Below are 22,467 nucleotides of genomic sequence, written 5' to 3' on the forward strand. Positions count from 1 at the left end.
GTGAAGATCGCAGTGGTACGGGAGACCAGGCCCGCCGAGCGCCGGGTCGCGCTGGTGCCGGAACAAGTCGCGAAACTGATCGAGCTCGGGTACGAGGTCGCCGTCGAGCCGGCCGCTGGTGAGCGGGCGCTGTTCTCCGACGACCAGTACCGCGAGGCCGGCGCGGACGTCGCGTGGGGAGCCGACCACGCGGCGACCATCGTGACGTCGGTCCAGCCGCTGGAGCGGGAGCGTCTGCAGCGGCTGCATGCCGGTACGGCGTTGCTGTCGTTCCTGCCGACCAACCCGCCGGACGTCGTCCGGACGGCGATGCGCGCCAAGCTGACGGCGTTCGCGATGGAGCTGATCCCGCGGATCTCCCGGGCCCAGTCGATGGATGCCCTGTCCTCGCAGGCTCTGGTCGCGGGCTACCGGGCCGCGATCGTCGCCGCCGAGCGGCTGCCGCGGTTCTTCCCGCTGAACATGACCGCCGCCGGCACGGTCCCGCCGGCGCAGGTCGTCGTCCTGGGCGCCGGTGTCGCCGGTCTGCAGGCCATCGCGACGGCCAAGCGCCTCGGCGCGGTCGTCAAGGCCTACGACGTCCGGACGGCGGCTGCCGAGGAGATCGCCTCGATGGGCGCCCAGCCGATCGAGCTCGAGCTCGGCACCCTCGACGGGCCCGGCGGTTACGCCCGCGAGATGACCGCCGAACGCGCGCAGTTGCAGCGCGAGCTGCTCACGCCGTACATCGCCGCCGCGGACGCCCTCATCACGACCGCCGCCGTACCGGGCCGGACGGCGCCGATGCTGGTGTCGCGCGCAATGGTCGAGCAGATGAAGCCCGGTTCGGTCGTCGTCGACCTCGCCTCCGAATCCGGCGGCAACGTCGAGGGCTCGGTGGCCGGTACCGAGCTGACGATCGGCAACGCGCTGGTCTGGGGCGGCGCGAACGTGCCCAGCCAGATGGCCGGGCCGGCCAGCCGCCTGTACGGCCAGAACATCGCGAACCTGATCCGCCTGATGACCCGCAACGCCGCCTTCGACCCGGACTTCGACGACGAGATCGTCCGCGGCTGCTGCGTCACCCACGACGGCGCTGTCCTGCACGAGCCCACCCGCGAACTCCTGAACGGACCCCAGTCGTGACCGAATCCATTGCGTTGCTGACGATTTTCGTCCTCGCGGCGTTCGTCGGGGTCGAGGTGATCAGCAAGGTCTCCTCGACCCTGCACACCCCGCTGATGTCCGGCGCGAACGCGATCCACGGCGTCATCCTGGTCGGCGCGATCATCGTCACCGGGCAGGCCGAATCCACGCTGGTGGTGATCGTCGGGCTGCTGGCCGTCGTCCTGGCCACGGTGAACATGGTCGGCGGGTTCGTCGTCACCGACCGGATGCTCGAGATGTTCAAGGGTCCGGCGGCGCGGAAGAAGGAGCTGCACAAGTGATCCCCACCTGGGCCCAGATCGGGTACCTGATCGCCGCGGTCTGCTTCATCGTCGCGCTCAAGGCGCTGTCGTCGCCGAAATCCGCGCGGACCGGCAACCTGCTCGGCGCGGCCGGCGCCGTCCTCGCCGTCATCATCACCTTCGTCGCCTACAAACCGGACCACCTGGCCCCGATCCTGATCGCGCTCGCGATCGGCACCGTCGGCGGCGTGGTCGGCTCGCGCCGCGTGCAGATGACCCAGATGCCGCAGCTGGTCGCGCTGTTCAACGGCGTCGGCGGCGGCGCGGCCGCGCTGGTCGCGCTGATGGAGCTCGGCGAGCTCTCCACGGACGCCGTCGTCCCGGCGATCGCCTCGGCGTTCACGATCCTGGTCGGGGCGATCAGCTTCTCCGGCTCGATCGTCACGTTCGCCAAGCTGCAGGAGCTGATGACGACCCGGCCGGTGACCTTCCCCGGGCTGCCGGTGCTGTTCATCGCCTCGATGCTCGGCGGGCTGGTGCTGGCCGGGTTCCTGGTCAACGAGCCGCGGGTGTGGGTCGGCGTCCTGCTCTGCCTGGTCGGTCTCGCGGTCGGCGTGATGCTGGTGCTGCCGGTCGGCGGCGCCGACGTCCCGATCGTCATCTCGCTGCTGAACGCCTTCACCGGTCTGACCGTGGCGGCCGGCGGTTACGTCCTGAACAACACGCTGCTGCTGGTCGCCGGCACGCTCGTCGGCGCGGCCGGCACGCTGCTGACCAAGATGATGGCCGACGCGATGGGCCGCTCGGTCTTCAACATCCTCTTCGGCGCGGTCAAGGGCGGTTCGACCCTCGGCGGCGGGACGGCGTCCGACCGGCCGGTCATCTCCGGCGGCGCCGAGGACGTCGCGATCCTGCTCGGCTACGCCAACAAGGTGATCATCGTCCCCGGCTACGGCCTCGCCGTCGCCCAGGCCCAGCACACCCTGCGCGACCTGGTCGAGGAGCTGCAGTCCCGCGGCGTCAAGGTCGACTACGCCATCCACCCGGTCGCCGGCCGGATGCCCGGCCACATGAACGTCCTGCTCGCCGAGGCCCAGGTCCCCTACGACCAGCTCCGCGAGATGGACGAGATCAACGGCGACTTCAAGACCACGGACGTCGTCCTGGTCGTCGGCGCCAACGACGTCGTCAACCCGGCCGCCCGGACGACGCCGTCCGCGCCCATCTACGGGATGCCGATCCTGAACGCCGACGAGGCGCAACGCGTCATCTTCCTCAAACGCTCCATGCGCCCCGGCTTCGCCGGCATCGAGAACGAACTCCTCTACGACCCCCGAACCACCCTCCTGTTCGGCGACGCCCGCGACTCCCTCACCAAGCTCCTCGGCGCCCTGAAAACCCTCTGACCCACCCCGATTGGACCACGGCTGCCGCTTAGCGGCAGCCGTCCGTCCGTTGTGCACGAATTCGTGCACAAATTGGTCCAGACCGCCCCTGGCCACCCCCGGCCAACGTCCCACCCCGGCCAGCCGGAACCATTGCCCCTGATTTCTCCGGGCTGTTTAACTTTCCCCACCCAGCACCTCCCCACCGGCCCCGGCGTGACATCTCCCGCCCCCCGGCCCACTCTCCTCAGGAGCCTTGCCTTGGCCTGCCCACCGAACAAAGCGACCCCCGCCCGGGCCTGGGAGTGGGGCTAATCCACCCACCCCCGCTGAGCCGCCCGCACCCCCAACTCGAACCGCCCCGAAGCCCCCACCTCGGCACTCAACTTCGCCGCCATCCGCCGTACCGTCCGCATCGAAACCCCCAACCGCCGCCCCACCTGCTCATCGGTGGCCCCCCGCACCAACAGCCGCAGGAACTCCCCCTCCTGCGCGCTCAACTCCCCCACCTCCGCCACCCGCTCGAACGCCCGGTCCCCACCCCGCCAGTACTGCTCGTACAACTCCACCGCCATCCGCACCACAGCCACACTGTGATGCACCACCGCCCCGGCGGTGTGGTCATCGGGGTCGAGGTTCATGACGGCCGTTTCACCGTCGAAGATGACCAGCTTGAACGGCACCGAGGGGACGATGCGGACCTTTCCGCCGAGATCTTGCATCATGTCGATGTAGTCACGTATTCCCCGGAGCTTGAGCTGCGTCTCAGCCATGAGGTAGCGACATTCGACGCCGCGTTCCAGAATGCGTTTGTCGGCGAAGTGCTCGGTGGGGTGGGTCGGCAATGGTGCGGGGAGCAGCAGACCCCACATCGTCTTTGTCGGGTGAAAATGCTGCATTCGCAGGTTTGCTTTGTCGACGCCTTTCAGGATCTCCACGTCCGGCGTTGAATTCTGAGTGAGAAACTTGTTGTAATCCGCGATGAACTCGCTTGCCTGGAGCCGATCCGAGTCCAGTTGCCGAGTCAGGGCGCCGATCATCGACTGGCGTTTGGCGGCGAGTTGTTCGAATGCGACGGCGGGATCCAGCGGGTACTCGTCGCCGCTGTCGTCCCAACGAAGCATCAGGAGGCCCAGCTCACGCAGCTGTCCGAGCTCTCGCTGCACTTCCTCGGTCGACAGCTCCAGCTCTGAGCTCAGGCGCGACAGGCCCGCCTTGCGGGCCAACTCCGGCTTCTGAAGCAGCAGGCGGTACAGAGCGAGGCTCTCCGGCGTCAGCCCGAGTGACTCGAACACTTAGACCCAGCCGCGTTTAGCTGCTGCGACTCCTAGTTCGAAGCGGCTGGCGGCGTCCAGGCGTTCGGAGAGGTTGGCGGTGATGCGGCGGGCGGTGCGGAGGGAGATGCCGAGGAGGCGGGCGACCTGCTCGTCCTTGGCGCCGCCGGCGAGGAGGCGGAGTACTTCGGCCTCGTGGGGAGTCAGGGGGGATTCGTTCTCGCGGTCGTCGGGCTCGAAGAGCTCGGAGGCGCGCGCCCAGTAGGAGTCGAACAAGGCCTTGGCGACGTTGACGACCGCGGGGCTGCGGTGGATGACGGCGCCGGCGCTCTGGTTGTCCGGATCCATCGGCATGATGGCGATCTCGCCGTCGAAGATGAGCAGTCGCATCGGGAGCGTAGGCGTAGCGCGGACTTCGCCGCCCAGTCGATGGATGCTCCGGGCGTACTCGCTGGCGCCCTTCGACTCCATCATGTGCTGGAGGTAGACGGCCCGCATCTTGATGCCACGCTCCAGCAGCGGCGCGTCCGGTGAGCCCTCGTCCATCGGCCGGACGACGTCTTCCAGGTGGACCGGGATGAGGGCCCAGAAGCTCGTCCGGGTCTTCAGTGCCAGCTCGTCGATTCGGCGGGACGCATTCGCCCGGCCTTTGATCACCTCGACGTCGCCGCTGCTGCGGGCGGTCAGCAGTTCGTTGTACTGCTCGGCGACGACTTCGGCGCTGGCCTCGGCCTCCCGAAGGAGTCCCAACTCCGCATTGAGCTGGGTCCGGCGGCGTTCGGCGAGGTTCGCCAGGCCGACGCGCGGGTGAACAGCGTGTTCACCCTCGGGATTCGCCCAGGTCGGTACCAGCAGCTCGAGCTTGCGGAGCCTGTTCATCAGCTCTTGTACATCGTTTACGGGGCGATCTACTAGCGCGGCAATCTGCTCCGGCGTAGCGTCCGGATGACTGAGGAGGGCGTGATAGACCGCAAAGGTGGCTTCATCCACACCGAGCGGATCGAGCACGAAAATCCTCCTCGTGAACCTGTCGGAACCGACCATATACACAGAGCGTCGACTAAGCGCCCCCAATGCGTGGTCCGGATTATTTCGAAAGGACGAGTCGTGATCAAGAAGATACTCGCAGTGATGGGTGTGAGTGCGTTCGCACTCTCCATCACGCTGACGGCCGCCGCTGCCCCGCCGCCCCCGGGCTCGGACGACCCACCCGCCTGCGGCATCGCCGGCGCGTGCTGGGACTGAGTACTCCGCATTGAACGGCCGACCCCGCCCGGTCGGCCTGAATCGGCTCGTCAGGGGCACGGCTGTCTGTCGCGTAGACTGCGGGTGTGGCTCGTGGCGATGGTCGGCTCACTCATGATCTGGACCCTCAGGACCTGGGACCGCAGGACGCTTGTGGCGTCTTCGGGGTTTGGGCGCCGGGGGAAGAGGTCGCCAAACTTACCTATTTCGGGCTCTATGCTCTGCAGCACCGGGGGCAGGAGTCGGCGGGGATCGCGGTCAGTAACGGGAGTCAGATCCTCGTTTACAAGGACATGGGGCTGGTCAGCCAGGCCTTCGACGAGGCGACGCTGGCGTCGCTGCGGGGGCATATCGCGATCGGCCACTGCCGGTACTCGACCACCGGGTCGAGTGTGTGGGCCAACGCGCAGCCGACGTTCCGGTCGACGGCGACCGGGTCGATCGCGCTCGGCCACAACGGGAACCTGACCAACACCGGTGAGCTGGCCGCCAGCCTGAGCGGCGGCGGCGACCTGGATCTCGGGCTGGACGCCGAGGCCGAGCATGCGAAGGCGAACGCGAAGCACAACGCGTCGTCCGACACCGACATCCTGACGTCGATGCTGGCCGGCTACCCGGATCTGACCGTCGAGCAGGCCGCGGCGAAGGTGCTGCCGAAGGTCAAGGGCGCTTTCAGCCTGATCTTCATGGACGAGAACACCCTGTACGCCGCTCGCGACCCGCAGGGCATTCGCCCGCTGGTGCTGGGCCGGCTGGAGCGCGGCTGGGTGATCGCGAGCGAGACCGCGGCGCTGGACATCGTCGGTGCCAGCTTCATCCGTGAGGTCGAGCCGGGTGAGATGGTCGCGATCGACGCCGAGGGCCTGCGCTCGCAGCGGTTCGCCGAGGCGGACCCGAAGGGCTGCCTGTTCGAGTTCGTCTACCTGGCCCGCCCGGACACCCAGATCTCCGGCCAGCGGATCCACTCCACCCGGGTCGAGATCGGCCGCCGGCTGGCCCGCGAGCATCCGGCGGACGCCGACCTGGTGATCGCGACCCCGGAGTCCGGCGTCCCGGGCGCGATCGGGTACGCCGAGGAGTCCGGCATCCCGTACGGATCGGGCCTGGTCAAGAACGCGTACGTCGGCCGGACGTTCATCCAGCCGAGTCAGACCATCCGCCAGCTCGGGATCCGGCTGAAGCTGAACCCGCTGCGCGAGGTGATCGAGGGGAAGCGGCTGGTCGTCGTCGACGACACGATCGTCCGCGGGAACACCCAGCGCGCGGTGATCCGGATGCTGCGCGAGGCCGGGGCGAAGGAGATCCACGTCCGGATCACCGCCCCGCCGGTGAAATGGCCGTGTTTCTACGGGATCGACTTCGCCAGCCGCGCCGAGCTGATCGCGAACGGGCTGAACACCGAGGAGATCTGCCGCTCGCTGGGCGCCGACTCGCTCGGGTACATCGGCCTGGACACGCTGGTCGCCGCGACCAACGTCCCGAAGGACCGGCTCTGCCGGGCCTGTTTCGACGGCGTGTACCCGGTCGCGCTGCCCGACCCGGAGCAGCTGGGCAAGCATCTGCTCGAGGTCCCGGAGCGCACCGACGCGGACGGCCTGGCCGCGGTCGTCGGTGGCGGCGGCGCCGCGGACGCGCTCAGCCGGCCCTGAACCTGTGACACCCGTCGGCATCGCGATCGACGTCGTACCGAGGAGAAGAACGTGAGCCAAGGCGCGAGCTACGCCGCCGCCGGAGTCGACATCGAGGCCGGTGACCGGGCCGTCGAGCTGATGAAGGAGTGGGTCGCGAAGGCGACCCGGGCCGAGGTGGTCGGCGGTCTCGGCGGGTTCGCCGGGCTGTTCGACGCGTCCGCGCTGACGTCGTACCAGCGGCCGCTGCTGGCGACGTCGACCGACGGGATCGGGACGAAGGTCCAGATCGCGCAGCGGATGGACAAACACGACACGATCGGGTTCGACCTGGTCGGGATGGTCGTCGACGACCTGGTCGTCTGCGGCGCCGAGCCGCTGTTCATGACCGACTACATCTGCACCGGCAAGGTCGTCCCGGAGACGATCGCGCAGATCGTGAAGGGGATCGCGGAGGCGTGTGTCGAGGCCGGTACGGCGCTCGTCGGCGGCGAGACCGCGGAGCACCCGGGCCTGCTCGAGCCGGACGAGTACGACGTCGCCGGCGCTTCGACCGGGGTCGTCGAGGCGGCCGAGGTGCTGGGCGCCGAGCGCGTCCGCGCCGGGGACGTGGTGGTCGCGATGGCGTCGTCCGGTCTGCACTCGAACGGGTACTCGCTCGTCCGGCACGTGTTCTTCGACCGGGCCAAATGGGCTCTGGACCGGGAGGTTCCCGAGCTGGGGACGACGCTGGGGGAGACCCTGCTGACGCCGACCCGGGTCTACGCCAAGCACTGTCTGGAGCTGATCCAGGCGCTCAACGCCGCCGACGACCGGCCGCTGCACGCGATGTCGCACATCACCGGCGGCGGTTTCGCGGCGAACCTGGCCCGCGTCATCCCCGCGGAGCTCTCGGTCCGGATCGACCGCTCCACCTGGACGCCGGATCCGATCTTCGGCCTGGTCGGCCTGCTCGGCGACGTCGAGCTGCTCGAGCTGGAGAAGACGCTGAACATGGGCGCCGGGATGGTCGCCGTCCTCGCTCCCGAGGTCGCCGACCAGGCGATCGCCGAGCTCGCGGCCCGCGACATCCCCGCCTGGATCTGCGGCGAGGTCCTCCCGACCCCCGGCGGCGCCGTCACTCTCGAAGGCTCCTACGCCAAGTAGCCGACAGCGGACGCCGCGCTCGGCCGAACCGAGCGCGGCTGCTGAACAAGCTCGTCAGAAGGCGCCCGGCATGCACCCGCGGGTTTCCGAGCGCGGTGCCGGGGTTTCGGGCGTGCGTGAGCGCTTCAAGGGCCGCGGCGGGCGCGGGGGTGCTTGCGCGCACACATCCACCGAGCGGTCGCATCAGGTGGTGCGGGGTGCTGCTTCGGCCCGCCGGCCTGGGCAGCACGCCTTCACCGCATGGTGCTGGTGTGGTGGAACTACGTCGGACGCACGGAGAACTGCTCAGGCACCCCGCGGGGGCACTGAGCAGCTCAGCCGGGCTAAATACTTACCGACGGGGGTGGTAGTCGTCGGCGTCGCTGTCGTCGCCGTCGTTGTCGCCGTTCGCAGAGTGGTTCCCACCCTGGTCCCCGCCGGACAGCTCTCGCTTGAGCTGGTCCAAGTCGGTGTCCCAGGTGCGGTACTTCAGGTCGCGTGCGACCTTCGTCTGCTTGGCCTTTGCACGGCCGCGCCCCATAGCGTCGACCCCCTCGCACAAGTCAACCGGGTACGCTGCGTGGCGCCCACGGATCAGTCGTCAGTAATCGTGGTTCAAGGATACCCGGAGCTGAGGATCGACACACGCACCGGCCCCCTGGCGGGACCCCGAAGAGGTCCGATCACACGGCAGATGGGGTGAACCGGTCCCCTCAAACCGGTCCACCCCACCGCGTCCGTGGGTGTTACTTGACCTCGCGACGTGAGCTAAGCCACAGTCCGACGATGGTCGGCAGGACCACCCAGACGCCGATCGCGGTCAGCGTCTCGGGCAGCATCCCGTTCAGGTCCCGCTCGGCGATCCGGCCGAAGGCGGAGAAGACGTCCAGGTAGTTCGCGTTGTCCTTGAACAGTGCCGGGCCGGCCAGCGACCAGGCGGTCGGGGCGATGAAGAAGACCAGGATCGCGACCGCGGTCTGGGCGATCACCGCGCCGAAGGCGGCGCCCATCACGACGTTCAGCGCCATCATCAGGTACGAGCTGGCCAGCAGCCCGCCGAGCCCGGCGTACGTCGCGCTGTGGTCGGTGACGGCCCCGGCCAGCGCCGTCCCGAGCAGGGCCAGGACGACGACGCCCGTCATCACGACCGCGCTCAGCACGACCGCCGAGACGAATTTCGCCAGCTGGACCCGGATCCGGCGCGGCGACAGCGTGAACGTGGTCAGCGCCGTCCGCTGCGTCCACTCCGACGTCATCGCCATCACGCCGATCACCGGCAGGATCAGCATCGCGCCGGTCGACCCGGCGCCGATGAAGCCGTCCACCCCGGCCGCGCCCTCGGGCAGGTGGGTGAACTGCCAGGTCATCGCGGCCAGCGCGATCAGCAGGATCGCGCCGATCAGGACCCGGCCGCTGCGGGTGTTGACGGACTTGCGGAGCTCGATCGTGACGAGCTTCAGGAACGACTGCCCGCGCGCCGGCGGCAGGGTGCTGGACACCTCGGCCCGGTGCTTGGCCGTGGTGACGGGGGCGATTTCTTCGGTCAACGTGCTCATGGTGTTCGTCTCCAGGAAAAGGTCGAGGTGATCAGGCGGCCGCGGGGGCTTCGGTCAGCTGGAAGAACAGGTCCTCCAGGCCGGCGCCGTCGCTCTGGCGAAGTTCGAGCAGGACCTGGCCGGCGGCGGCCGCGGCGCGGCCGACCTGCTCGGCCGAGCCGTCGACGCGAAGCGCGCCGTCGTGCAGCGGCTCGAGGCTGAGACCGGCCGCGGTCAGGGCCTGGTTCAGGCCGATCGGGTCGAGACCGCGGACGAACGTGCCGGAGCCGGCGAGCAGCTCTTCGAGCGAGCCGTCGGCGACGATCCGGCCGCCGCCGATCACGACCAGCCGGTCGACGGTCGCCTGGACCTCGCCGAGCAGGTGGCTGGACAGGATCACCGTGCCGCCGCGGGAGGCGAAGTCCTGGAGCAGGCCGCGCATCCAGCGGATGCCCTCGGGGTCCATCCCGTTGGCGGGCTCGTCGAGGATCAGGACGGCGGGGTCGCCGAGCAGCGCGTTCGCGATGCCGAGGCGCTGCCGCATACCGAGCGAGTACTGACCGACGCGGCGCTTGGCGGCGTGCGTGAGGCCGACGGCCGCGAGCATCTCGTCCGCCCGGCTCTTCGGGACGCCGAGCAGGCTCGCGTTCAGCGCCAGCGTCTCCCGGCCGGTCCGGCCCGCGTGCTGGGCGGCGGCGTCCAGCATCACTCCGACGACCCGGCCCGGGTTCGGGAGCTCGGCGTACTTCTTGCCGGTGATGGTGGCCGTGCCGGACGACGGGGGCGTGAGCCCGGTGAGCATCCGCAGCGTCGTGGACTTACCTGCGCCATTCGGGCCGAGAAAGCCGGTGATGCTGCCCGGCTCCACGGTGAACGACACGTCCTGGACAGCCGTGGTGCTGCCGTAGCGCTTGGTCAGGTTCTCGACGGTGATCATGGCAACTACTCAACCGTCCGGACCCCTCCCCGCACATCGGACGACCGGCTGCGGAAACCCCCTACGAAAGTCTGTACTCCGGACGCCGGGCACTACCCGAATGGGGGACGTGTCCGCCTACCGTCCGCCACTACGCTGAACGAATGCAACGTCTGCGCCGGTGGTACGCCTGGTGGCGGACGCATGCCCCGCGGATCCGCGACGTCCTCTACATCGCTTTCAGCCTGCTGGCCGTGGTCGCTCAGGCGAGCACCGGCCCCGGCTGGACGCCGAAGGACTGGGTCGTCCTGGCCACCGGCCTGATCGGCGCCGGCGCGCTCTACTGGCGCCGCCGGTTCCCGGTCCTGGTCACCGTGATCAACGTCGTGATGATGCTGATCGGCGGCATCTTCGTCTCCCTCGGCTTCGCGCTGGTGACGCTGGCGATCCGCCGGCGCGACCTCGTTCTCGCGTTACTGACCTTCCTCGGGTACGTCGCGCTCGTCGTCAACAGCGGGCTGAACGAGGAGGCCTTCTGGGTCTCGGTGTTCACCGGTCCGTTCATGATCGGCACCTGGGTGGCGATCGGCGCGTACGTCGGCGCCCGCCGCGACCTGGTCGCCTCCTGGCAGGACCGGGCCGAGCGCGCCGAGGCCGAGCGGGAGCTGCGCGCCGAGCAGGCGCGGCTGGGCGAGCGCGCGCGGATCGCCCAGGAGATGCACGACGTCCTGGCCCACAAGGTCTCGCTGATCGCGCTGCACGCGGGCGGCCTGGAGGTGAACCCGGCCGTCGGCCCGACCAAGGTCGAGGGCTCGGCCAAGCTGATCCGGGAGACGGCGCGGCAGGCGATGGAGGATCTGCGCGAGGTGCTCGGCGTCCTCCGCTCCGATGTGAGTGTGGACGGCGCGGACCTGGCGCCGATGCCGCAGGCCGCCGACCTCGATCGCCTGGTCGCGGACTCGCGGGCCGCCGGGGTGACCGTGACGAGTGACATCACGCTGCCGGCCGACGTACCGGTCGCGGTCGGGCGGACGGTCTACCGGATCGTCCAGGAGTCGCTGACCAACGTGCACAAGCACGCGCGCGGCGCGTCGACCGAGGTGGTCGTGTCCGGGACGCGCGGCGACGGCGTGGCGGTGCGGGTGACCAACATCCGGCCGGTAGCTGCTGATTCACTGCTCCCAGGCGCCGGCGCGGGTCTGGTTGGGCTGCGCGAGCGGGTCGTCCTGGTCGGCGGCCGGCTCACGACCGGCCCGACCGCGGCCGGCGGCTGGCGGGTCGAGGGCTGGCTGCCCTGGCCCGAGGGGCGCGAGACGGAGAGCGTGGCGCCGGTGAGCGTGGACGAAGGGGAGCGATGACACGGCTGTTGATCGTGGACGACGAGGCGCTGGTCCGGGCCGGACTGCGGATGATCCTGGAGTCCGACGGGGAGCTGGAGGTGGTTGCCGAGGCGGACGACGGCGCGGAGGCCGCCGCGATGGTGACCAGACACCAGCCGGACGTCGTCCTGATGGACATCCGGATGCCGCGGCTGGACGGGCTGGCCGCGACCCGGGCCGTGCAGGCGCTGCCGGATCCGCCGAAGGTCGTCGTCCTGACCACGTTCGACCTGGACGACTACGTGTTCCGCGCGCTGCAGGCCGGCGCGAGCGGCTTCCTGCTGAAGGACACGCCGCCGCGTGAGCTGGTCCAGGCGATCAAGGTCGTCGCGGCCGGGGACGCGATGCTGTCACCGGCGGTGACGAGGCGGCTGATCGGCCACTACGCGAAGGACTCCCGCACCGAGCGCCGCCGGACGGGGCAGGAGCGGGTCAGCAAGCTGACCGAGCGCGAGCGCGAGGTGCTCGTCGAGCTGGGCGGCGGCCTGCCGAACGCCGATATCGGCCGCAAGCTGTTCATGAGCGAGGCGACCGTGAAGGCGCATGTCTCCCGGCTGCTGGTGAAGCTGGATGCCACCAACCGCGTTCAGGCCGCGATCATCGCCTACGAAGCCGGCCTGCTCACCGACGACTGACGACTGACGACAGACGAAACCGGCCGGGGATCGTCGGAGGGGTGGGGGTCGACGATCCCGCGGCCGGTTTCGGGAAGTCAGCGGTTCTGGGGGGTGGAACCGCTGACGGGAGTGGACTGTCAGACGCGCCCGAAGGCGACGCTCTTGGTCCAGATCTTGCCCTTGGAGATGCGCGTCCCCGGCTTCGAGGCGTGCCACAGGGTGTTGTTCCCGGCGTAGACGCCGACGTGGTAAACGCCGCCGCCGCCGTTCTTGAAGAACACCAGGTCACCCGGCTTCGCGGCCGAGCGGCTGATGTGCTTGGTCGCGGCGTACTGCTGACGCGACGTCCGCGGCATCTTCTTGCCGGCCTTCTTGTAGACGAAGCCGGTGTAGCCGGAGCAGTCGAAACCGCGGGCGCTGGTGCCGCCGTAGCGGTACGGCGTGCCCTTCAGCTTCGCGGCCTCCTTCAGCACCTTCTCGCGGAAGATCTGCGCCTTGATGCCGCCCTTGTTGCCGTAAAGCACCTTGTGCTTCGCGGCCCAGGTCAAGCGACCCCAGGTGGCGTGGTCCGGGCTGCCGGTGACCTTGAGGCCCCAGGACGCCTGGAACTTGCGCAGCGCGACGATGGTCGTGTTGCCGTAGTAGCCGTCCGGGCCGAGGCGCAGCGCGCGCTGGACGAACTTCACGGTCGGGCCCTTGTCGCCCTTGCGCAGGGCGGGGCGAGCCTTGACCGGCTGGTAGCCACGGGCCTGGGTGGGCGCTGCGGCCTTGGTCGTGGCGGCCTCGGCGGTGGCCGGGGCGGAGGTCAGGCTGACCAGGGCGCCGCCGCTGACGGCGAGACCCACGGACAGCACGGTGGCCGCGGCCCGCGGAACGGCGGACTTCGACGGCTTGCGGTGCTTGGCAAGACCCCGGATCGCGGAGTCGTTGGTATGACTGACGGCGCGCGAAAGCGACGTCCGTCGGGCGGTGACGGGCATGGTTGTCTCCCGACGCCTACGGAGTTAGCTGTCGGGTTCGGGCTGGGAAATCTCGCCCGGTCCACTCCCGTGGACTTCACCCCAGGGCACCGACCACTCACGGTCGGAACCCAACCTCCTGGGTCCCCCACCTCTGCCATGGTTGTTCGAGGGGAGCGCAGGCGCCTGGCAGAGCTCGGCGTGACACCTGTGCAGTTCGTGTTGTTTACCGAACCGCCGACGACTGTATAACAGAATGATCACGACGCAAACCCTCGAATCCACAGAGACCCTCCGAAAAGGCCCTGAGAGCCTCTCTGACGGATCAGGGAGTCTTGATGAACACCAGGTGTCCTGAGCGTGTTTCCGGGGCGCTCAGGCGGCAAATGACGGCTTCGGAGTGATCTGGGTCACAAGCCATGGTCGCTGACTGTGACAACGGGCACAGCGAGTACTCAGGGCGGCCTTGGTTCAGGCCTTTCCGAGCAGCTCCAGGAAGCGCTCGAGGCCGACGTTTCCGCCGCTCAGGACCACTCCGACCCGCTCCGGCAGCCCCTGGATCCGCCCGGCCAGCAGCGCGGCCAGCGCGCTCGCGCCGCTCGGCTCCAGGACGATCTTCAGCCGCTCGAAGGCGAATGTCATCGCCGCCCGGATCTCGTCGTCGGTGACGAGCTCGATCGCCTCGACCAGCCGCTGGTTGATCGCGAACGTGAGCTCGCCCGGCTGCGAGATCGCCAGCCCGTCGGCGATCGTCCGCGGGACGTCGATCGTCACCCGCTCACCGGCGGCCAGCGACCGGGCGTGGTCGTCACCCGCGGCCGGCTCGACGCCGATCATCCGGATCCCCGGCGACAGTAGCGTCGCGGCGGTCGCGCAACCGGCCATCAGCCCGCCGCCGCCGACCGGCGTGAGCAGCGCGCCGAGGTGGCCGACCTCCTCGATCAGCTCCAGCGCCACCGTCCCCTGACCGGCCATGACGTCGACGTGGTCGTACGGCGGGATCAGCGCGAGCCCGCGATCGGCCGCGAGCTCGGTCGCCAGGGCGGCCCGATCCTGGGTGTAGCGGTCGTAGTTGACGACCTCGGCGCCGTACCCCTTGGTCGCCGCGACCTTGGACGGCGGCGCGTCGGCCGGCATCAGGATCTTCGCGCGCGTCCCCGCCATCCGGGCCGCCAGCGCGAGCGCCTGGGCGTGGTTCCCGGACGAGTACGCCGTGACGCCGCGCGCGAGCTGGTCGGGGGAGAGGCGGCTGACCGCGTTGTACGCGCCGCGGAACTTGAAGGCGCCGATCCGCTGGAAGTTCTCCGCCTTGAGGAAGACCTGGGCGCCGACCCGCTCGTCCAGGGTGCGCGAGGTGAGCACCGGCGTCCGATGGGCGACCCCGGCGATCCGCTCGGCGGCGGCGCGGACATCTGTGAGACTCAAGTCGGCCATGGGCTGACGCTATCGCGATGTCAAAGTCGCGCGGCCGGCTCCGTACTCATGATCGAGAGGCCCCGATTCGAGGGGCCGGTTCCGAGGGAGACACCGTGAAGTACCTGCTGGTCCTGAACATCAACCCCGAGATCCTGTCCGCGCTCTCCGAGGCCGAGCAGCAGGCCGTTTTCGACGGGCACGACAAGTTCATGAAGCTGACCAAGGAGTCGGGCGAGTTCCACAGCACGGTGGCGCTGGCCGAGCCGGCCAAGTCGACCGTCGTGCGGGTCCGCGGCGGCGTCCCGGCGGTCACGGACGGGCCGTTCGTCGAGGCGAAGGAGTTCCTCGGCGGCTACTACCTGCTCGAGGTGGCCTCGCCCGAGCGGGCGGTCGAGCTGGCGGCGCTGATCCCGGACGCCGCGATCGAGGGGCTCGGAGTCGAGCTCCGGCCGGTCGCGTTCTCCGACGGGCTCTGAACGCACAAGGGGGTTGTCGCCGCCGACAACCCCCTTGTTCTACTGGAGTCTCAGTCCGTCTGGTCGTCGACGTTCGCCTCGGCCGCGTTCTTCTTGATCGACTCGATCCCGTTCAGCGCGGCGGCCTTGCTGCCGTAGCTCTCGCTGCTGGTCGCGATCACCTCGCCGTTACCGGCCTTCAGCCGGAAGCGGAACTCGCCGGACTTGTCCTTGTACAGCTCGAACTTCCCCGCCATCGGTATACCTCCACCTGGATTGGTATCACTCCGCCAGCGAGCGTAGCGCCGTCAGCCCGCCGGGACCTCTCGCACCACGCCGGGCGGTCCGTCCCAGCCCGGCCACGGCCCGGGCGGCTGGGCGTCGGCGTCCGGACGCTGTTCTTCTACCGTCTTGTACGGCTTCAGGCCGCGCGCCTGGTAGTTGCCGAGCGCCGCCGGGCCGTCGAGGGTGTTGGTGTTCACCCAGACCCTGGTGACCGGCTGTACGTCGCTGTGGCGCTCGTGCAGGGTCCAGGCCTGCTTCAGGCCGACAGTCAGTAGATGGCCGCCGATTCCGCGGCCGATGAAGTCCTTGAGCAGCCCGAAGTTCTCGATCTCGACCTCGCTGCCCACTCCGCGCAGAGCGACGTACCCGGCGGGGACTCCGCCGACCCAGGGGACGTACGTCTCGAAACCGGGTCGGCTGAGCCACTCCAGCCACTGCTCCCGGTTCCAGCCGAGTTTGCCGATCCAGTGCCAGTGGCCGCCCACTGCGGTGTAGAAGTAGCGAGCGAACTCGGGCGACACCTCCTCGACCGCTCTGACCTCGATGGGCTGTTCTCTCGCCGGAATGAGCTCCTCCGGGCTGTGCTGCTCCAGATAGGTCAGAACGCTGAGGGCCAAGCCACTACTCCTTTGTCAGTACGCCGCGGATGCCCGCCACGACCAGCTCGATGCCGAGACCGTAGTACCGCTCGGTGGACGTCGGACAGACCAGAGTGTCGGCCGCTGCGGTGATCAGTGGGTACTTGCGCGGCGGCAGCCCGCCGAGCGCCGCACGCTTCTTCCGTAGTGAATCCTCGCGCTGCTCGGGGTCGCCGAGCTCGCGGCTGACCGGATCGGTCGTGACGAGCGTGATGAGGGAGCAGATCGACTGGCGGCCGATCTCAGCCGCGTCGTCCACCGAGAAGCCGCCCTCGGTGAGCAGCTCCATCGTCCGCTCGCCGATGTCCAGACCGGGCTCGGCAACGAGCATGCGCATCAGCGTCAGGTCGGCCAGCCGCGGATGCTCGCGGAGCGCGCTGACGAACGCTGTCAGCACCGCATGCAGCTGTTTGTCCCACGGCTCGTCGGTTGGCCTCGGCAGGACGACGTTCTCGAGCAGGCGGTCACCGAGGGCGGCCAGCAGGTCGTCCTTGTCCTTGAAGTGCCGGTAGAGCGCCATCGGCGTCACACCGTGCAGCTGGGCCAGCCGGCGCAGGGTGACCGCGGCCGGGCCCTCCTCGTCGGCGATGGCCAGCGCGCTGTCGACAACCTTCTGCGGATCCAGGCGGCGGGGCATCTCCTTGGTGATCACGTTGACAAGTTTACACCGTAGACCTACGGTTTACGAGGTACGCATACAGCGTATGCATACAGCGTAGACTCTGTGAGGTCGGAATGCGACGCAGTCCCTGGGCCACCCTGGCGGTGCTGGCTCTCGCGCAGTTCATCGTGGTACTCGACGTGACGATCGTGAATGTCGCGCTCCCGGACATCCAGGCGGATCTCGGCTTCTCCGCCGACTCCCTGCAATGGGTGATCAACGCCTACACGCTGCTCTTCGGCGGCTTCCTGCTGCTCGGCGGCCGGATGGCCGACCTGCTCGGCGCCCGCCGGGTCTTCGTCGGCGGCCTCGTCCTGTTCGGCGTCACCTCGCTGGTCGCGGGATTCGCCAACTCACCCGAGTTCCTGATCGCGGCCCGCGCCGTCCAGGGCCTCGGCGGCGCGCTGCTGTCACCGGCCGCGCTCGCCATCCTGACCATGACCTTCGCGCACGGCAGGGACCGCAACATCGCCATGGGCGTCTGGGGCGGCCTCGCTGGTCTCGGCGGCACGCTCGGCGTGGTCGCCGGCGGCGTACTGGTCGATTCACTCAGCTGGCAGTGGGTCTTCTTCGTCAACGTGCCGATTGTGATCGCACTGGTCGCAGTGGTCCCGGTGTTCGTACCGGACCTGCGACACCACATCGGACGGCGCACGTTCGACACCCTGGGCGCACTGCTCGGCACTGCGGGTCTGCTGTCCATCGTGTACGGCGTCGTCCGGTCGGAGCCGCGCGGCTGGGCGTCGTTCGAGGTCCTCGGCGTACTGATCGCCGGAGTCCTGCTGATGGTCGCCTTCATCTTCGTCGAGCGCCGTTCGGCCGCACCGCTCGTACCGCTCGGCCTCTTCCGCTCCCGCGCGCTCAGCATCTCCAGTGTCTCGCTGGCACTGAACGGCGCCTCGTTCCTCTCGATGTTCTTCCTGACTGCCATCTACTTGCAGCAGGTCCGGGGCGACAGCGCACTGGACGCCGGCGTCCACTTCCTACCGATGGGGATCGCCGCGATCGTCGGCGCCGTCCTGTCCGCCCAGCTCGTCCAGCGCCTCGGCACTCGGACCATCCAGCTCACCGGAACCGTCCTGAGCGCCACTGCGCTGCTCTGGCTCTCCCAGGCCCACGCCGCCGGTAGCTACGCCACAGAACTACTGCCCGGCTTCATTCTGCTCGGCTTCGGCATCGTCGCCGTCAGCGTCCCCGGCCAGATCACCGCAGTCTCCGAAGTCCGCCCCGCCGAAGCCGGCGCCGCCTCCGGCGTAGTCAACGCCATGTACCAGGTAGGCAGCGCCCTAGGCCTGGCCGTAGTAACCACCCTCTCCATCAGCCACACCGCCAGCGAGCTCACCCACGGCGCCACCCAACAGCACGCCCTGGAAGCCGGCTTCGAGCGAGGCCTCCTGGTAGCCGCCCTCTTCGCCGTAGCCAACGCAGTACTAACCCTCGCCACTCCCCAACTCCAGCCCACCCCCGACCAACTGACCGAAGCCGCCGCCGCAGCCTGACCCCCGGTGCCCGTCAGTGCCGAACCAACCCACCGACGGGCACCGCCGGCACATGCCCAGTCGCCGGCCGCTCCAACGCCATCCGAATCCCCACATCCACCAACCCCGACCGCTCGAGCCCCGCCACCGCCTCCAGCGGCGTCCACACCGACTCCGCCGTATCCCCATTCGGCTCCGGCCGCAGCACACCCCCAGTAATCCGAACCTCGTAAAACACCCCCACGTTCTGATGCAACACCCCCCGAACCGCCTCACCCGCCGGAATCACCCGCGAATCCACCCCCAACAACCTCTCCACCACCCCACTCAACCCCGTCTCCTCCGCCACCTCCCGCACCACCGCCGCAAACGGATCCTCCCCCTCCTCAACCCCACCCCCCGGCAACGTCCACCAAGACCCACCCACCCCCACAAACCGCCCCAACAAAACCCGCCCCTCCACCAAACAAACCCCATAAGCCGCCAACCGAAAACTCATCCCCCCACCCTCCCACTACCGTGCCTGCTGTGACCCGCCCCTTGCTCTTCCTCGACGTCGACGGCCCCCTCATCCCCTTCGGCGCGACAACGCCGTACCCCACCTACCGAACAGCCGACCGCTCGAACCCGCTCCTCACCCGCATCGACCCAGCCCAAGGCAAGCGCCTCTCGGCCCTCAACTGCGACCTCGTCTGGGCCACAACCTGGATGGACGACGCCAACCACGCCATCTCCCCCCTACTCGGCCTACCCACCCTCCCGGTGGTTGACTGGCCGGACACCCCAGAAATCCCCGGCCTGCACTGGAAAACACCCGCCCTCATAGCCTGGGCCGCCGGCCGCCCATTCATCTGGCTGGACGACGAAATCACCGCCACCGACCAGTCCTGGGTCGCAGCCCACCACCCTGCGCCGGCCCTACTTCATCGCGTAGACCCGACGGTCGGGCTGACTGAAGCTGATTGCAGCAAACTGCAGGAATGGTTGGCCCAGACCGAACGGCTGGCTGACTAGAGTCGCGGCGTAGACGACGAAACGTCGAACGCCGAGATCCCGAGGCTGATCGACCGTCCGCACGACGCGGACGAGGAGACGATCGCGGACGAGGCGCGGCACCTGACCGAGTTGGTCGAGCAGGTCCCAGACGAGCTCGAGCGCCGTCGAGGACTAGCTCGAGCGCCAGCTGGCGGAGCGATGGAACGAGATTAAAGTTGCTTAAGGCAATGACATGCCGCCGGGATACGGATCGCGCCCTCCTGGCGACCGTAACGACATGACGTAGTCATATACATATAGCCGCCCGCACGCGTAGACCGACGAGAACACCACGCGCAAACGCGACTACCTCCTGTCCATAGCGCCGCGCACTCAGCTCAACCGTCACCGGTGGGCGAGCGTTCCTCGCAAGACCTAGGCGATGTCGTCGCACCCCGGCGCAACCCGCTCCACCTAACCCCGATCCGGGCGCCAAGTCATTTAGATGTCGTTAGCAACGATCAGCCATCGCCCGGTCTCGGCCAGACCACACCACTCGACTTCACGCACAAGCCGGCTGGCTCACCGAGCCGCAACTCGCTGTACCGCCAGTCCGCATGCTCACCGCGCAAAGCAGAACCATCCAGCCGCTACGAATACACAGTCGGATGGCGTAGCCGAACACATCCGTCGTCGTGCGCCCCGCGCAACGTCACCTCCAACGAGGTAGGCCGGTTCTGCCAGTGCGCATCCCTACCCCAGGCCGCTCACTACATCCGTTCAGACCCCAGCAAGTACCTAGCCCGACGCCCGGGCTGCCCACTGCCGCACCTGCCCCGCATGAATATCGCGCGTCCACTCCCACCCCTCCGGCGGATCCGTAACCCGCCGATCCCGCGGATCACGCCCATCCCGCAAAGCCTCCACGTACGCCCGATCCCGCTCGATCCGCTCCCGCACCTCACCCCCACGCCCCACCGACCCATGCCCCGGTATGACGACCTCAACGCCGTCCGCCACCCCCTCGAGCACCCGCAATCCAGCCAAATAGTCCTCCACCGGATCCCGCGAGAAATCGAGCATCGGCACAAACACATCCGAAAGCATGTCCCCCGCCACCAACACCCCACTCTCCTCAACCACCAACGCCGCATGCCCCACCGCATGCCCCGGATGCTCAACCACCAGAACCCCCTCCCAAGGCAACACCCCACCAGGAGCCTCGGTAATCACCCCGAACAACTCCAACGACATCTCACCCGCAATCTCCGGCGGCAACCCCTCCACAACCCGCTCCCGCCACCCCACCTCACCCCGCACCTCCCGCATGAACTCCGCACACCCCGCAGTCCCATACCGAGGCACATCCCCCAACCCCTCATGCCACAACACATGATCCCAATCCGGATGCGTAGCAAACCCAGCCACCACCTTTACCCCCACCTCCCGCAAATCCCCCGCCAAACACCCCATCTCCCCATCCGTAACCCCCGCATCAACCACCAACCCCCCACGCACCACCACCGAGTTGTTCCCCAACAACCCACTCCCATGAACCCAAACCCCATCAGCAACCTGCGTGAGCACGACAACCCCTTCCGCTCGCCATCCCTCAGACGCTAGTACGCCGTACTCACCCCGAGAACATCCAAGACCCACAAGCAACCCGCCGGCCACCCCGACGGCGTGACAGCTCAGCCCGTGATCACCCCGAACCATCACCACAGACCAACAAAAGCGCGCCATCGCGCACCTCCTCCAACGGCGTCCCGTTGTACTCCTCGACTTCGACGGTCCCGTATATTCCGTCTTCGCCGGGCACTCCGCCACTCGAACAGCCGACGACCGCCGAGCCCTAACTACCACCCACCTCGGCCACCTACCTCCCGACTTCACAGGAGTACGCAGTCCGCACGAACTCCTCTCGAAGTCCGCGGCCATCTCGCGCGACCGCGCGACCCTCCGAGAGAGCCACCTCCAGAACGCCGAACTGAAGGCCGCCGAGACCGCAACTCTGGCCCAAGGCGCAGCAGACCTCCTCGCTACCTACCATGCGACCGGACACCGTCTCGCGGTAGTAAGCAACAACACGGCGGCCGCCGCGAGAGCAGCGGCGCGTGGTTAGGACGGCAGCCGCAGTTCGTGATTAGGCGAGTTGGATGGTCTGACGGCGGTGGTGGCAATCGCGTGCGCGGGCTTGGTGACGTTTCGCCAGCGTGACCAAAGGATCAGGTGCCGGATGCCGTGTTCGGTGTGGTCGATCAGTCGAGTGAACAGGTGGTGGGTCTCGTTGGCGGTGAGCTCGATGAGCGAACGGGTTTCGGGTCGTGCGGTGGCAGTCATGACGGCGAGGAACGCGTGGGAGGGCATGGTCCAGCGGTGCCATGGGGGCCAGAGGTGGACCGGATGTTCGTCCAGCCCGGGCAATCCCGTGCCAGCTTGGAAAGACTGCCCGATCATCCATCTGTGTCCGGCCACTGCGACAGCCTCGCCAGCAGCACGAGCGTGAGTGCGAGCCGTGCCAGCGGTGACCCTTCGCGCCGATGCCGCGCTGAGCCGGTTCCAGGCCCGCGCATTCATGCGGCAGGCCAGAGTCTTGGCTCGGTGTTCGCCGGTTCGGACGGTGATCTGATGGTCGCAGGCCACCGCTAGCATGTAGCCGATCGCTCGTTGCTGTAAAGCGATCCGCGGCTTGGAGCCTGCGCCGTAGACATCGTCGCCGATCGCCCGCGCCGCCGGATCACCAGCGTCCAGCGCGCGAGCGATCATCTCCCGCGCAAGCGGGGGCTTGGTCGCGAAACTTCACACCGTCGGGGCACCTCGGCGGCATGGCACCTGTCCGCAGCCATGGTTCACGACCTCGGCAGATAAGGGCCTGGCCCATGAACGCATGCCCGCCCGTGACGGCATGTATCAGGCACCCGGACCTGGGCGTTCTCGATAAAGCCCGCGGTGCGGGTGTACTGGCGCTGCGCCCCAATCATGTGAACGCCGTTCTTCAGATCACCGGTCTCGTCAACCACCAGCACCGCACCAGGACCACCCAGGTGTTCCACGACGTAGTCACGCAGGTCATCACGCACCGCCTCGTCGTCCCACGCCGCCAGG

General features: G+C 68.5%; 25 protein-coding genes and 1 riboswitch. Of the genes, 11 read left to right on the forward strand and 14 right to left on the reverse strand.

Annotated features, from left to right (window positions below):
• The 3 genes from ACZ6ZD_RS11390 to ACZ6ZD_RS11400 are packed head-to-tail and all read left to right on the forward strand — an operon-like array spanning window position 1 to window position 2,794.
• Window positions 1-1,125: an NAD(P) transhydrogenase subunit alpha gene (locus ACZ6ZD_RS11390; protein WP_465670800.1), complete on the forward strand. Its 1,125-nt coding sequence runs from the start codon at window positions 1-3 to the stop codon at window positions 1,123-1,125.
• The gene (locus ACZ6ZD_RS11395; protein ID WP_171678375.1) at window positions 1,122-1,427 is read left to right on the forward strand and encodes a proton-translocating transhydrogenase family protein; all 306 of its coding nucleotides are present in this window, start codon (window positions 1,122-1,124) and stop codon (window positions 1,425-1,427) included. Before ACZ6ZD_RS11390 ends, ACZ6ZD_RS11395 begins: the two co-directional genes overlap by 4 nt.
• The gene (locus ACZ6ZD_RS11400) at window positions 1,424-2,794 is read left to right on the forward strand and encodes an NAD(P)(+) transhydrogenase (Re/Si-specific) subunit beta (RefSeq protein ID WP_465670803.1); all 1,371 of its coding nucleotides are present in this window, start codon (window positions 1,424-1,426) and stop codon (window positions 2,792-2,794) included. Before ACZ6ZD_RS11395 ends, ACZ6ZD_RS11400 begins: the two co-directional genes overlap by 4 nt.
• A gap of 290 nt (window positions 2,795-3,084) precedes the next feature.
• Here ACZ6ZD_RS11400 and ACZ6ZD_RS11405 read toward each other — a convergent pair whose 3' ends face one another.
• Window positions 3,085-4,068 (reverse strand): helix-turn-helix transcriptional regulator, encoded by a 984-nt coding sequence (locus tag ACZ6ZD_RS11405; RefSeq protein WP_465670805.1) that lies wholly within the window; start codon window positions 4,066-4,068, stop codon window positions 3,085-3,087.
• Window positions 4,069-4,926 carry a helix-turn-helix transcriptional regulator gene (locus ACZ6ZD_RS11410; protein ID WP_465670807.1) on the reverse strand — a complete coding sequence of 286 codons (858 nt, stop codon included), beginning with the start codon at window positions 4,924-4,926 and terminating at the stop codon, window positions 4,069-4,071.
• Between the two features lie 228 nt (window positions 4,927-5,154).
• Here ACZ6ZD_RS11410 and ACZ6ZD_RS11415 point away from each other — a divergent pair, with 228 nt between their 5' ends.
• From ACZ6ZD_RS11415 to purM, 3 genes are all read left to right on the forward strand, one after another.
• Window positions 5,155-5,292, forward strand: a complete 138-nt coding sequence (locus ACZ6ZD_RS11415) for a hypothetical protein (protein ID WP_465670809.1) — start codon at window positions 5,155-5,157, stop codon at window positions 5,290-5,292.
• A gap of 86 nt (window positions 5,293-5,378) precedes the next feature.
• Window positions 5,379-6,941 carry an amidophosphoribosyltransferase gene (purF, locus tag ACZ6ZD_RS11420; protein ID WP_465670811.1) on the forward strand — a complete coding sequence of 521 codons (1,563 nt, stop codon included), beginning with the start codon at window positions 5,379-5,381 and terminating at the stop codon, window positions 6,939-6,941.
• A gap of 51 nt (window positions 6,942-6,992) precedes the next feature.
• A complete protein-coding gene (purM, locus tag ACZ6ZD_RS11425; RefSeq protein WP_465670813.1) occupies window positions 6,993-8,066 on the forward strand; it encodes a phosphoribosylformylglycinamidine cyclo-ligase in 1,074 nt (357 codons plus the stop codon).
• A gap of 331 nt (window positions 8,067-8,397) precedes the next feature.
• Here the strand turns inward: purM and ACZ6ZD_RS11430 are convergent, their stop codons facing one another.
• The 3 genes from ACZ6ZD_RS11430 to ACZ6ZD_RS11440 all read right to left on the reverse strand — a co-directional run bounded on the left by ACZ6ZD_RS11430 (window position 8,398) and on the right by ACZ6ZD_RS11440 (window position 10,517).
• Window positions 8,398-8,586 (reverse strand): DUF3073 domain-containing protein, encoded by a 189-nt coding sequence (locus tag ACZ6ZD_RS11430; RefSeq protein WP_171678380.1) that lies wholly within the window; start codon window positions 8,584-8,586, stop codon window positions 8,398-8,400.
• Between the two features lie 205 nt (window positions 8,587-8,791).
• Window positions 8,792-9,601 carry an ABC transporter permease gene (locus ACZ6ZD_RS11435; protein ID WP_465670815.1) on the reverse strand — a complete coding sequence of 270 codons (810 nt, stop codon included), beginning with the start codon at window positions 9,599-9,601 and terminating at the stop codon, window positions 8,792-8,794.
• A gap of 31 nt (window positions 9,602-9,632) precedes the next feature.
• Entirely contained in the window at window positions 9,633-10,517 is an 885-nt protein-coding gene (locus tag ACZ6ZD_RS11440; RefSeq protein ID WP_465670817.1) for an ABC transporter ATP-binding protein, read from the reverse strand.
• Between the two features lie 143 nt (window positions 10,518-10,660).
• Between ACZ6ZD_RS11440 and ACZ6ZD_RS11445 the strand changes: the two genes are divergently transcribed.
• Window positions 10,661-11,854: a sensor histidine kinase gene (locus ACZ6ZD_RS11445; protein WP_465670819.1), complete on the forward strand. Its 1,194-nt coding sequence runs from the start codon at window positions 10,661-10,663 to the stop codon at window positions 11,852-11,854.
• Window positions 11,851-12,510 (forward strand): response regulator, encoded by a 660-nt coding sequence (locus ACZ6ZD_RS11450; RefSeq protein WP_465670821.1) that lies wholly within the window; start codon window positions 11,851-11,853, stop codon window positions 12,508-12,510. Before ACZ6ZD_RS11445 ends, ACZ6ZD_RS11450 begins: the two co-directional genes overlap by 4 nt.
• 119 nt (window positions 12,511-12,629) lie before the next feature.
• On the opposite strand, the gene ACZ6ZD_RS11455 is transcribed toward ACZ6ZD_RS11450, so the two are convergent.
• The gene (locus ACZ6ZD_RS11455; protein WP_465670823.1) at window positions 12,630-13,472 is read right to left on the reverse strand and encodes a C40 family peptidase; all 843 of its coding nucleotides are present in this window, start codon (window positions 13,470-13,472) and stop codon (window positions 12,630-12,632) included.
• Window positions 13,472-13,640, reverse strand: a riboswitch (cyclic di-AMP (ydaO/yuaA leader). Its footprint overlaps the gene before it by 1 nt.
• 282 nt (window positions 13,641-13,922) lie before the next feature.
• Complete coding sequence (locus tag ACZ6ZD_RS11460) at window positions 13,923-14,885, reverse strand: pyridoxal-phosphate dependent enzyme (protein ID WP_465670825.1); 963 nt, start codon at window positions 14,883-14,885, stop codon at window positions 13,923-13,925.
• A gap of 95 nt (window positions 14,886-14,980) precedes the next feature.
• Here ACZ6ZD_RS11460 and ACZ6ZD_RS11465 point away from each other — a divergent pair, with 95 nt between their 5' ends.
• Entirely contained in the window at window positions 14,981-15,343 is a 363-nt protein-coding gene (locus ACZ6ZD_RS11465; protein WP_465670827.1) for a YciI family protein, read from the forward strand.
• 50 nt (window positions 15,344-15,393) lie between these two features.
• On the opposite strand, the gene ACZ6ZD_RS11470 is transcribed toward ACZ6ZD_RS11465, so the two are convergent.
• From ACZ6ZD_RS11470 to ACZ6ZD_RS11480, 3 genes are read right to left on the reverse strand one after another with little or no spacing between them, the layout of a single operon-like run.
• Window positions 15,394-15,579, reverse strand: coding sequence for a YegP family protein (locus ACZ6ZD_RS11470; protein ID WP_171678388.1), 186 nt, complete (start codon window positions 15,577-15,579; stop codon window positions 15,394-15,396).
• Window positions 15,580-15,630: 51 nt separating this feature from the next.
• The gene (locus ACZ6ZD_RS11475; RefSeq protein ID WP_465670830.1) at window positions 15,631-16,224 is read right to left on the reverse strand and encodes a GNAT family N-acetyltransferase; all 594 of its coding nucleotides are present in this window, start codon (window positions 16,222-16,224) and stop codon (window positions 15,631-15,633) included.
• Window positions 16,225-16,228: 4 nt separating this feature from the next.
• Entirely contained in the window at window positions 16,229-16,897 is a 669-nt protein-coding gene (locus ACZ6ZD_RS11480) for a TetR/AcrR family transcriptional regulator (protein ID WP_465670832.1), read from the reverse strand.
• 83 nt (window positions 16,898-16,980) lie between these two features.
• On the opposite strand from ACZ6ZD_RS11480, the gene ACZ6ZD_RS11485 reads away from it, so the two are divergent.
• Window positions 16,981-18,405 (forward strand): DHA2 family efflux MFS transporter permease subunit, encoded by a 1,425-nt coding sequence (locus tag ACZ6ZD_RS11485; RefSeq protein WP_465670834.1) that lies wholly within the window; start codon window positions 16,981-16,983, stop codon window positions 18,403-18,405.
• A gap of 13 nt (window positions 18,406-18,418) precedes the next feature.
• On the opposite strand, the gene ACZ6ZD_RS11490 is transcribed toward ACZ6ZD_RS11485, so the two are convergent.
• On the reverse strand, window positions 18,419-18,883 hold the full coding sequence (locus ACZ6ZD_RS11490; RefSeq protein WP_465670836.1) for an NUDIX hydrolase: 465 nt from the start codon (window positions 18,881-18,883) through the stop codon (window positions 18,419-18,421).
• Window positions 18,884-18,912: 29 nt separating this feature from the next.
• On the opposite strand from ACZ6ZD_RS11490, the gene ACZ6ZD_RS11495 reads away from it, so the two are divergent.
• Window positions 18,913-19,398 (forward strand): HAD domain-containing protein, encoded by a 486-nt coding sequence (locus ACZ6ZD_RS11495; RefSeq protein WP_465670838.1) that lies wholly within the window; start codon window positions 18,913-18,915, stop codon window positions 19,396-19,398.
• Between the two features lie 759 nt (window positions 19,399-20,157).
• Here the strand turns inward: ACZ6ZD_RS11495 and ACZ6ZD_RS11500 are convergent.
• The 3 genes from ACZ6ZD_RS11500 to ACZ6ZD_RS11510 form a co-directional block, all read right to left on the reverse strand.
• Entirely contained in the window at window positions 20,158-20,946 is a 789-nt protein-coding gene (locus tag ACZ6ZD_RS11500; RefSeq protein ID WP_465670840.1) for an MBL fold metallo-hydrolase, read from the reverse strand.
• A 534-nt stretch (window positions 20,947-21,480) separates the two neighbouring features.
• Window positions 21,481-22,128, reverse strand: coding sequence for a transposase family protein (locus ACZ6ZD_RS11505; protein ID WP_465670842.1), 648 nt, complete (start codon window positions 22,126-22,128; stop codon window positions 21,481-21,483).
• Between the two features lie 83 nt (window positions 22,129-22,211).
• The gene (locus tag ACZ6ZD_RS11510) at window positions 22,212-22,466 is read right to left on the reverse strand and encodes a transposase (protein ID WP_465672680.1); all 255 of its coding nucleotides are present in this window, start codon (window positions 22,464-22,466) and stop codon (window positions 22,212-22,214) included.
• Window position 22,467: the final 1 nt, after the last annotated feature.

Source organism: Kribbella sp. NPDC104218, assembly GCF_055584105.1.

Coding starts and splice junctions, on each gene's coding strand:
- ACZ6ZD_RS11410 (WP_465670807.1), bottom strand. CDS start 4,926: ATGAACAGGCTCCGCAAGCTCGAGCTGCTGGTACCGACCTGGGCGAAT.
- ACZ6ZD_RS11430 (WP_171678380.1), bottom strand. CDS start 8,586: ATGGGGCGCGGCCGTGCAAAGGCCAAGCAGACGAAGGTCGCACGCGAC.
- ACZ6ZD_RS11435 (WP_465670815.1), bottom strand. CDS start 9,601: ATGAGCACGTTGACCGAAGAAATCGCCCCCGTCACCACGGCCAAGCAC.
- ACZ6ZD_RS11440 (WP_465670817.1), bottom strand. CDS start 10,517: ATGATCACCGTCGAGAACCTGACCAAGCGCTACGGCAGCACCACGGCT.
- ACZ6ZD_RS11445 (WP_465670819.1), top strand. CDS start 10,661: ATGCAACGTCTGCGCCGGTGGTACGCCTGGTGGCGGACGCATGCCCCG.
- ACZ6ZD_RS11450 (WP_465670821.1), top strand. CDS start 11,851: ATGACACGGCTGTTGATCGTGGACGACGAGGCGCTGGTCCGGGCCGGA.
- ACZ6ZD_RS11455 (WP_465670823.1), bottom strand. CDS start 13,472: ATGCCCGTCACCGCCCGACGGACGTCGCTTTCGCGCGCCGTCAGTCAT.
- ACZ6ZD_RS11460 (WP_465670825.1), bottom strand. CDS start 14,885: ATGGCCGACTTGAGTCTCACAGATGTCCGCGCCGCCGCCGAGCGGATC.
- ACZ6ZD_RS11470 (WP_171678388.1), bottom strand. CDS start 15,579: ATGGCGGGGAAGTTCGAGCTGTACAAGGACAAGTCCGGCGAGTTCCGC.
- ACZ6ZD_RS11485 (WP_465670834.1), top strand. CDS start 16,981: ATGCGACGCAGTCCCTGGGCCACCCTGGCGGTGCTGGCTCTCGCGCAG.
- ACZ6ZD_RS11490 (WP_465670836.1), bottom strand. CDS start 18,883: ATGAGTTTTCGGTTGGCGGCTTATGGGGTTTGTTTGGTGGAGGGGCGG.
- ACZ6ZD_RS11505 (WP_465670842.1), bottom strand. CDS start 22,128: ATGATCGCTCGCGCGCTGGACGCTGGTGATCCGGCGGCGCGGGCGATC.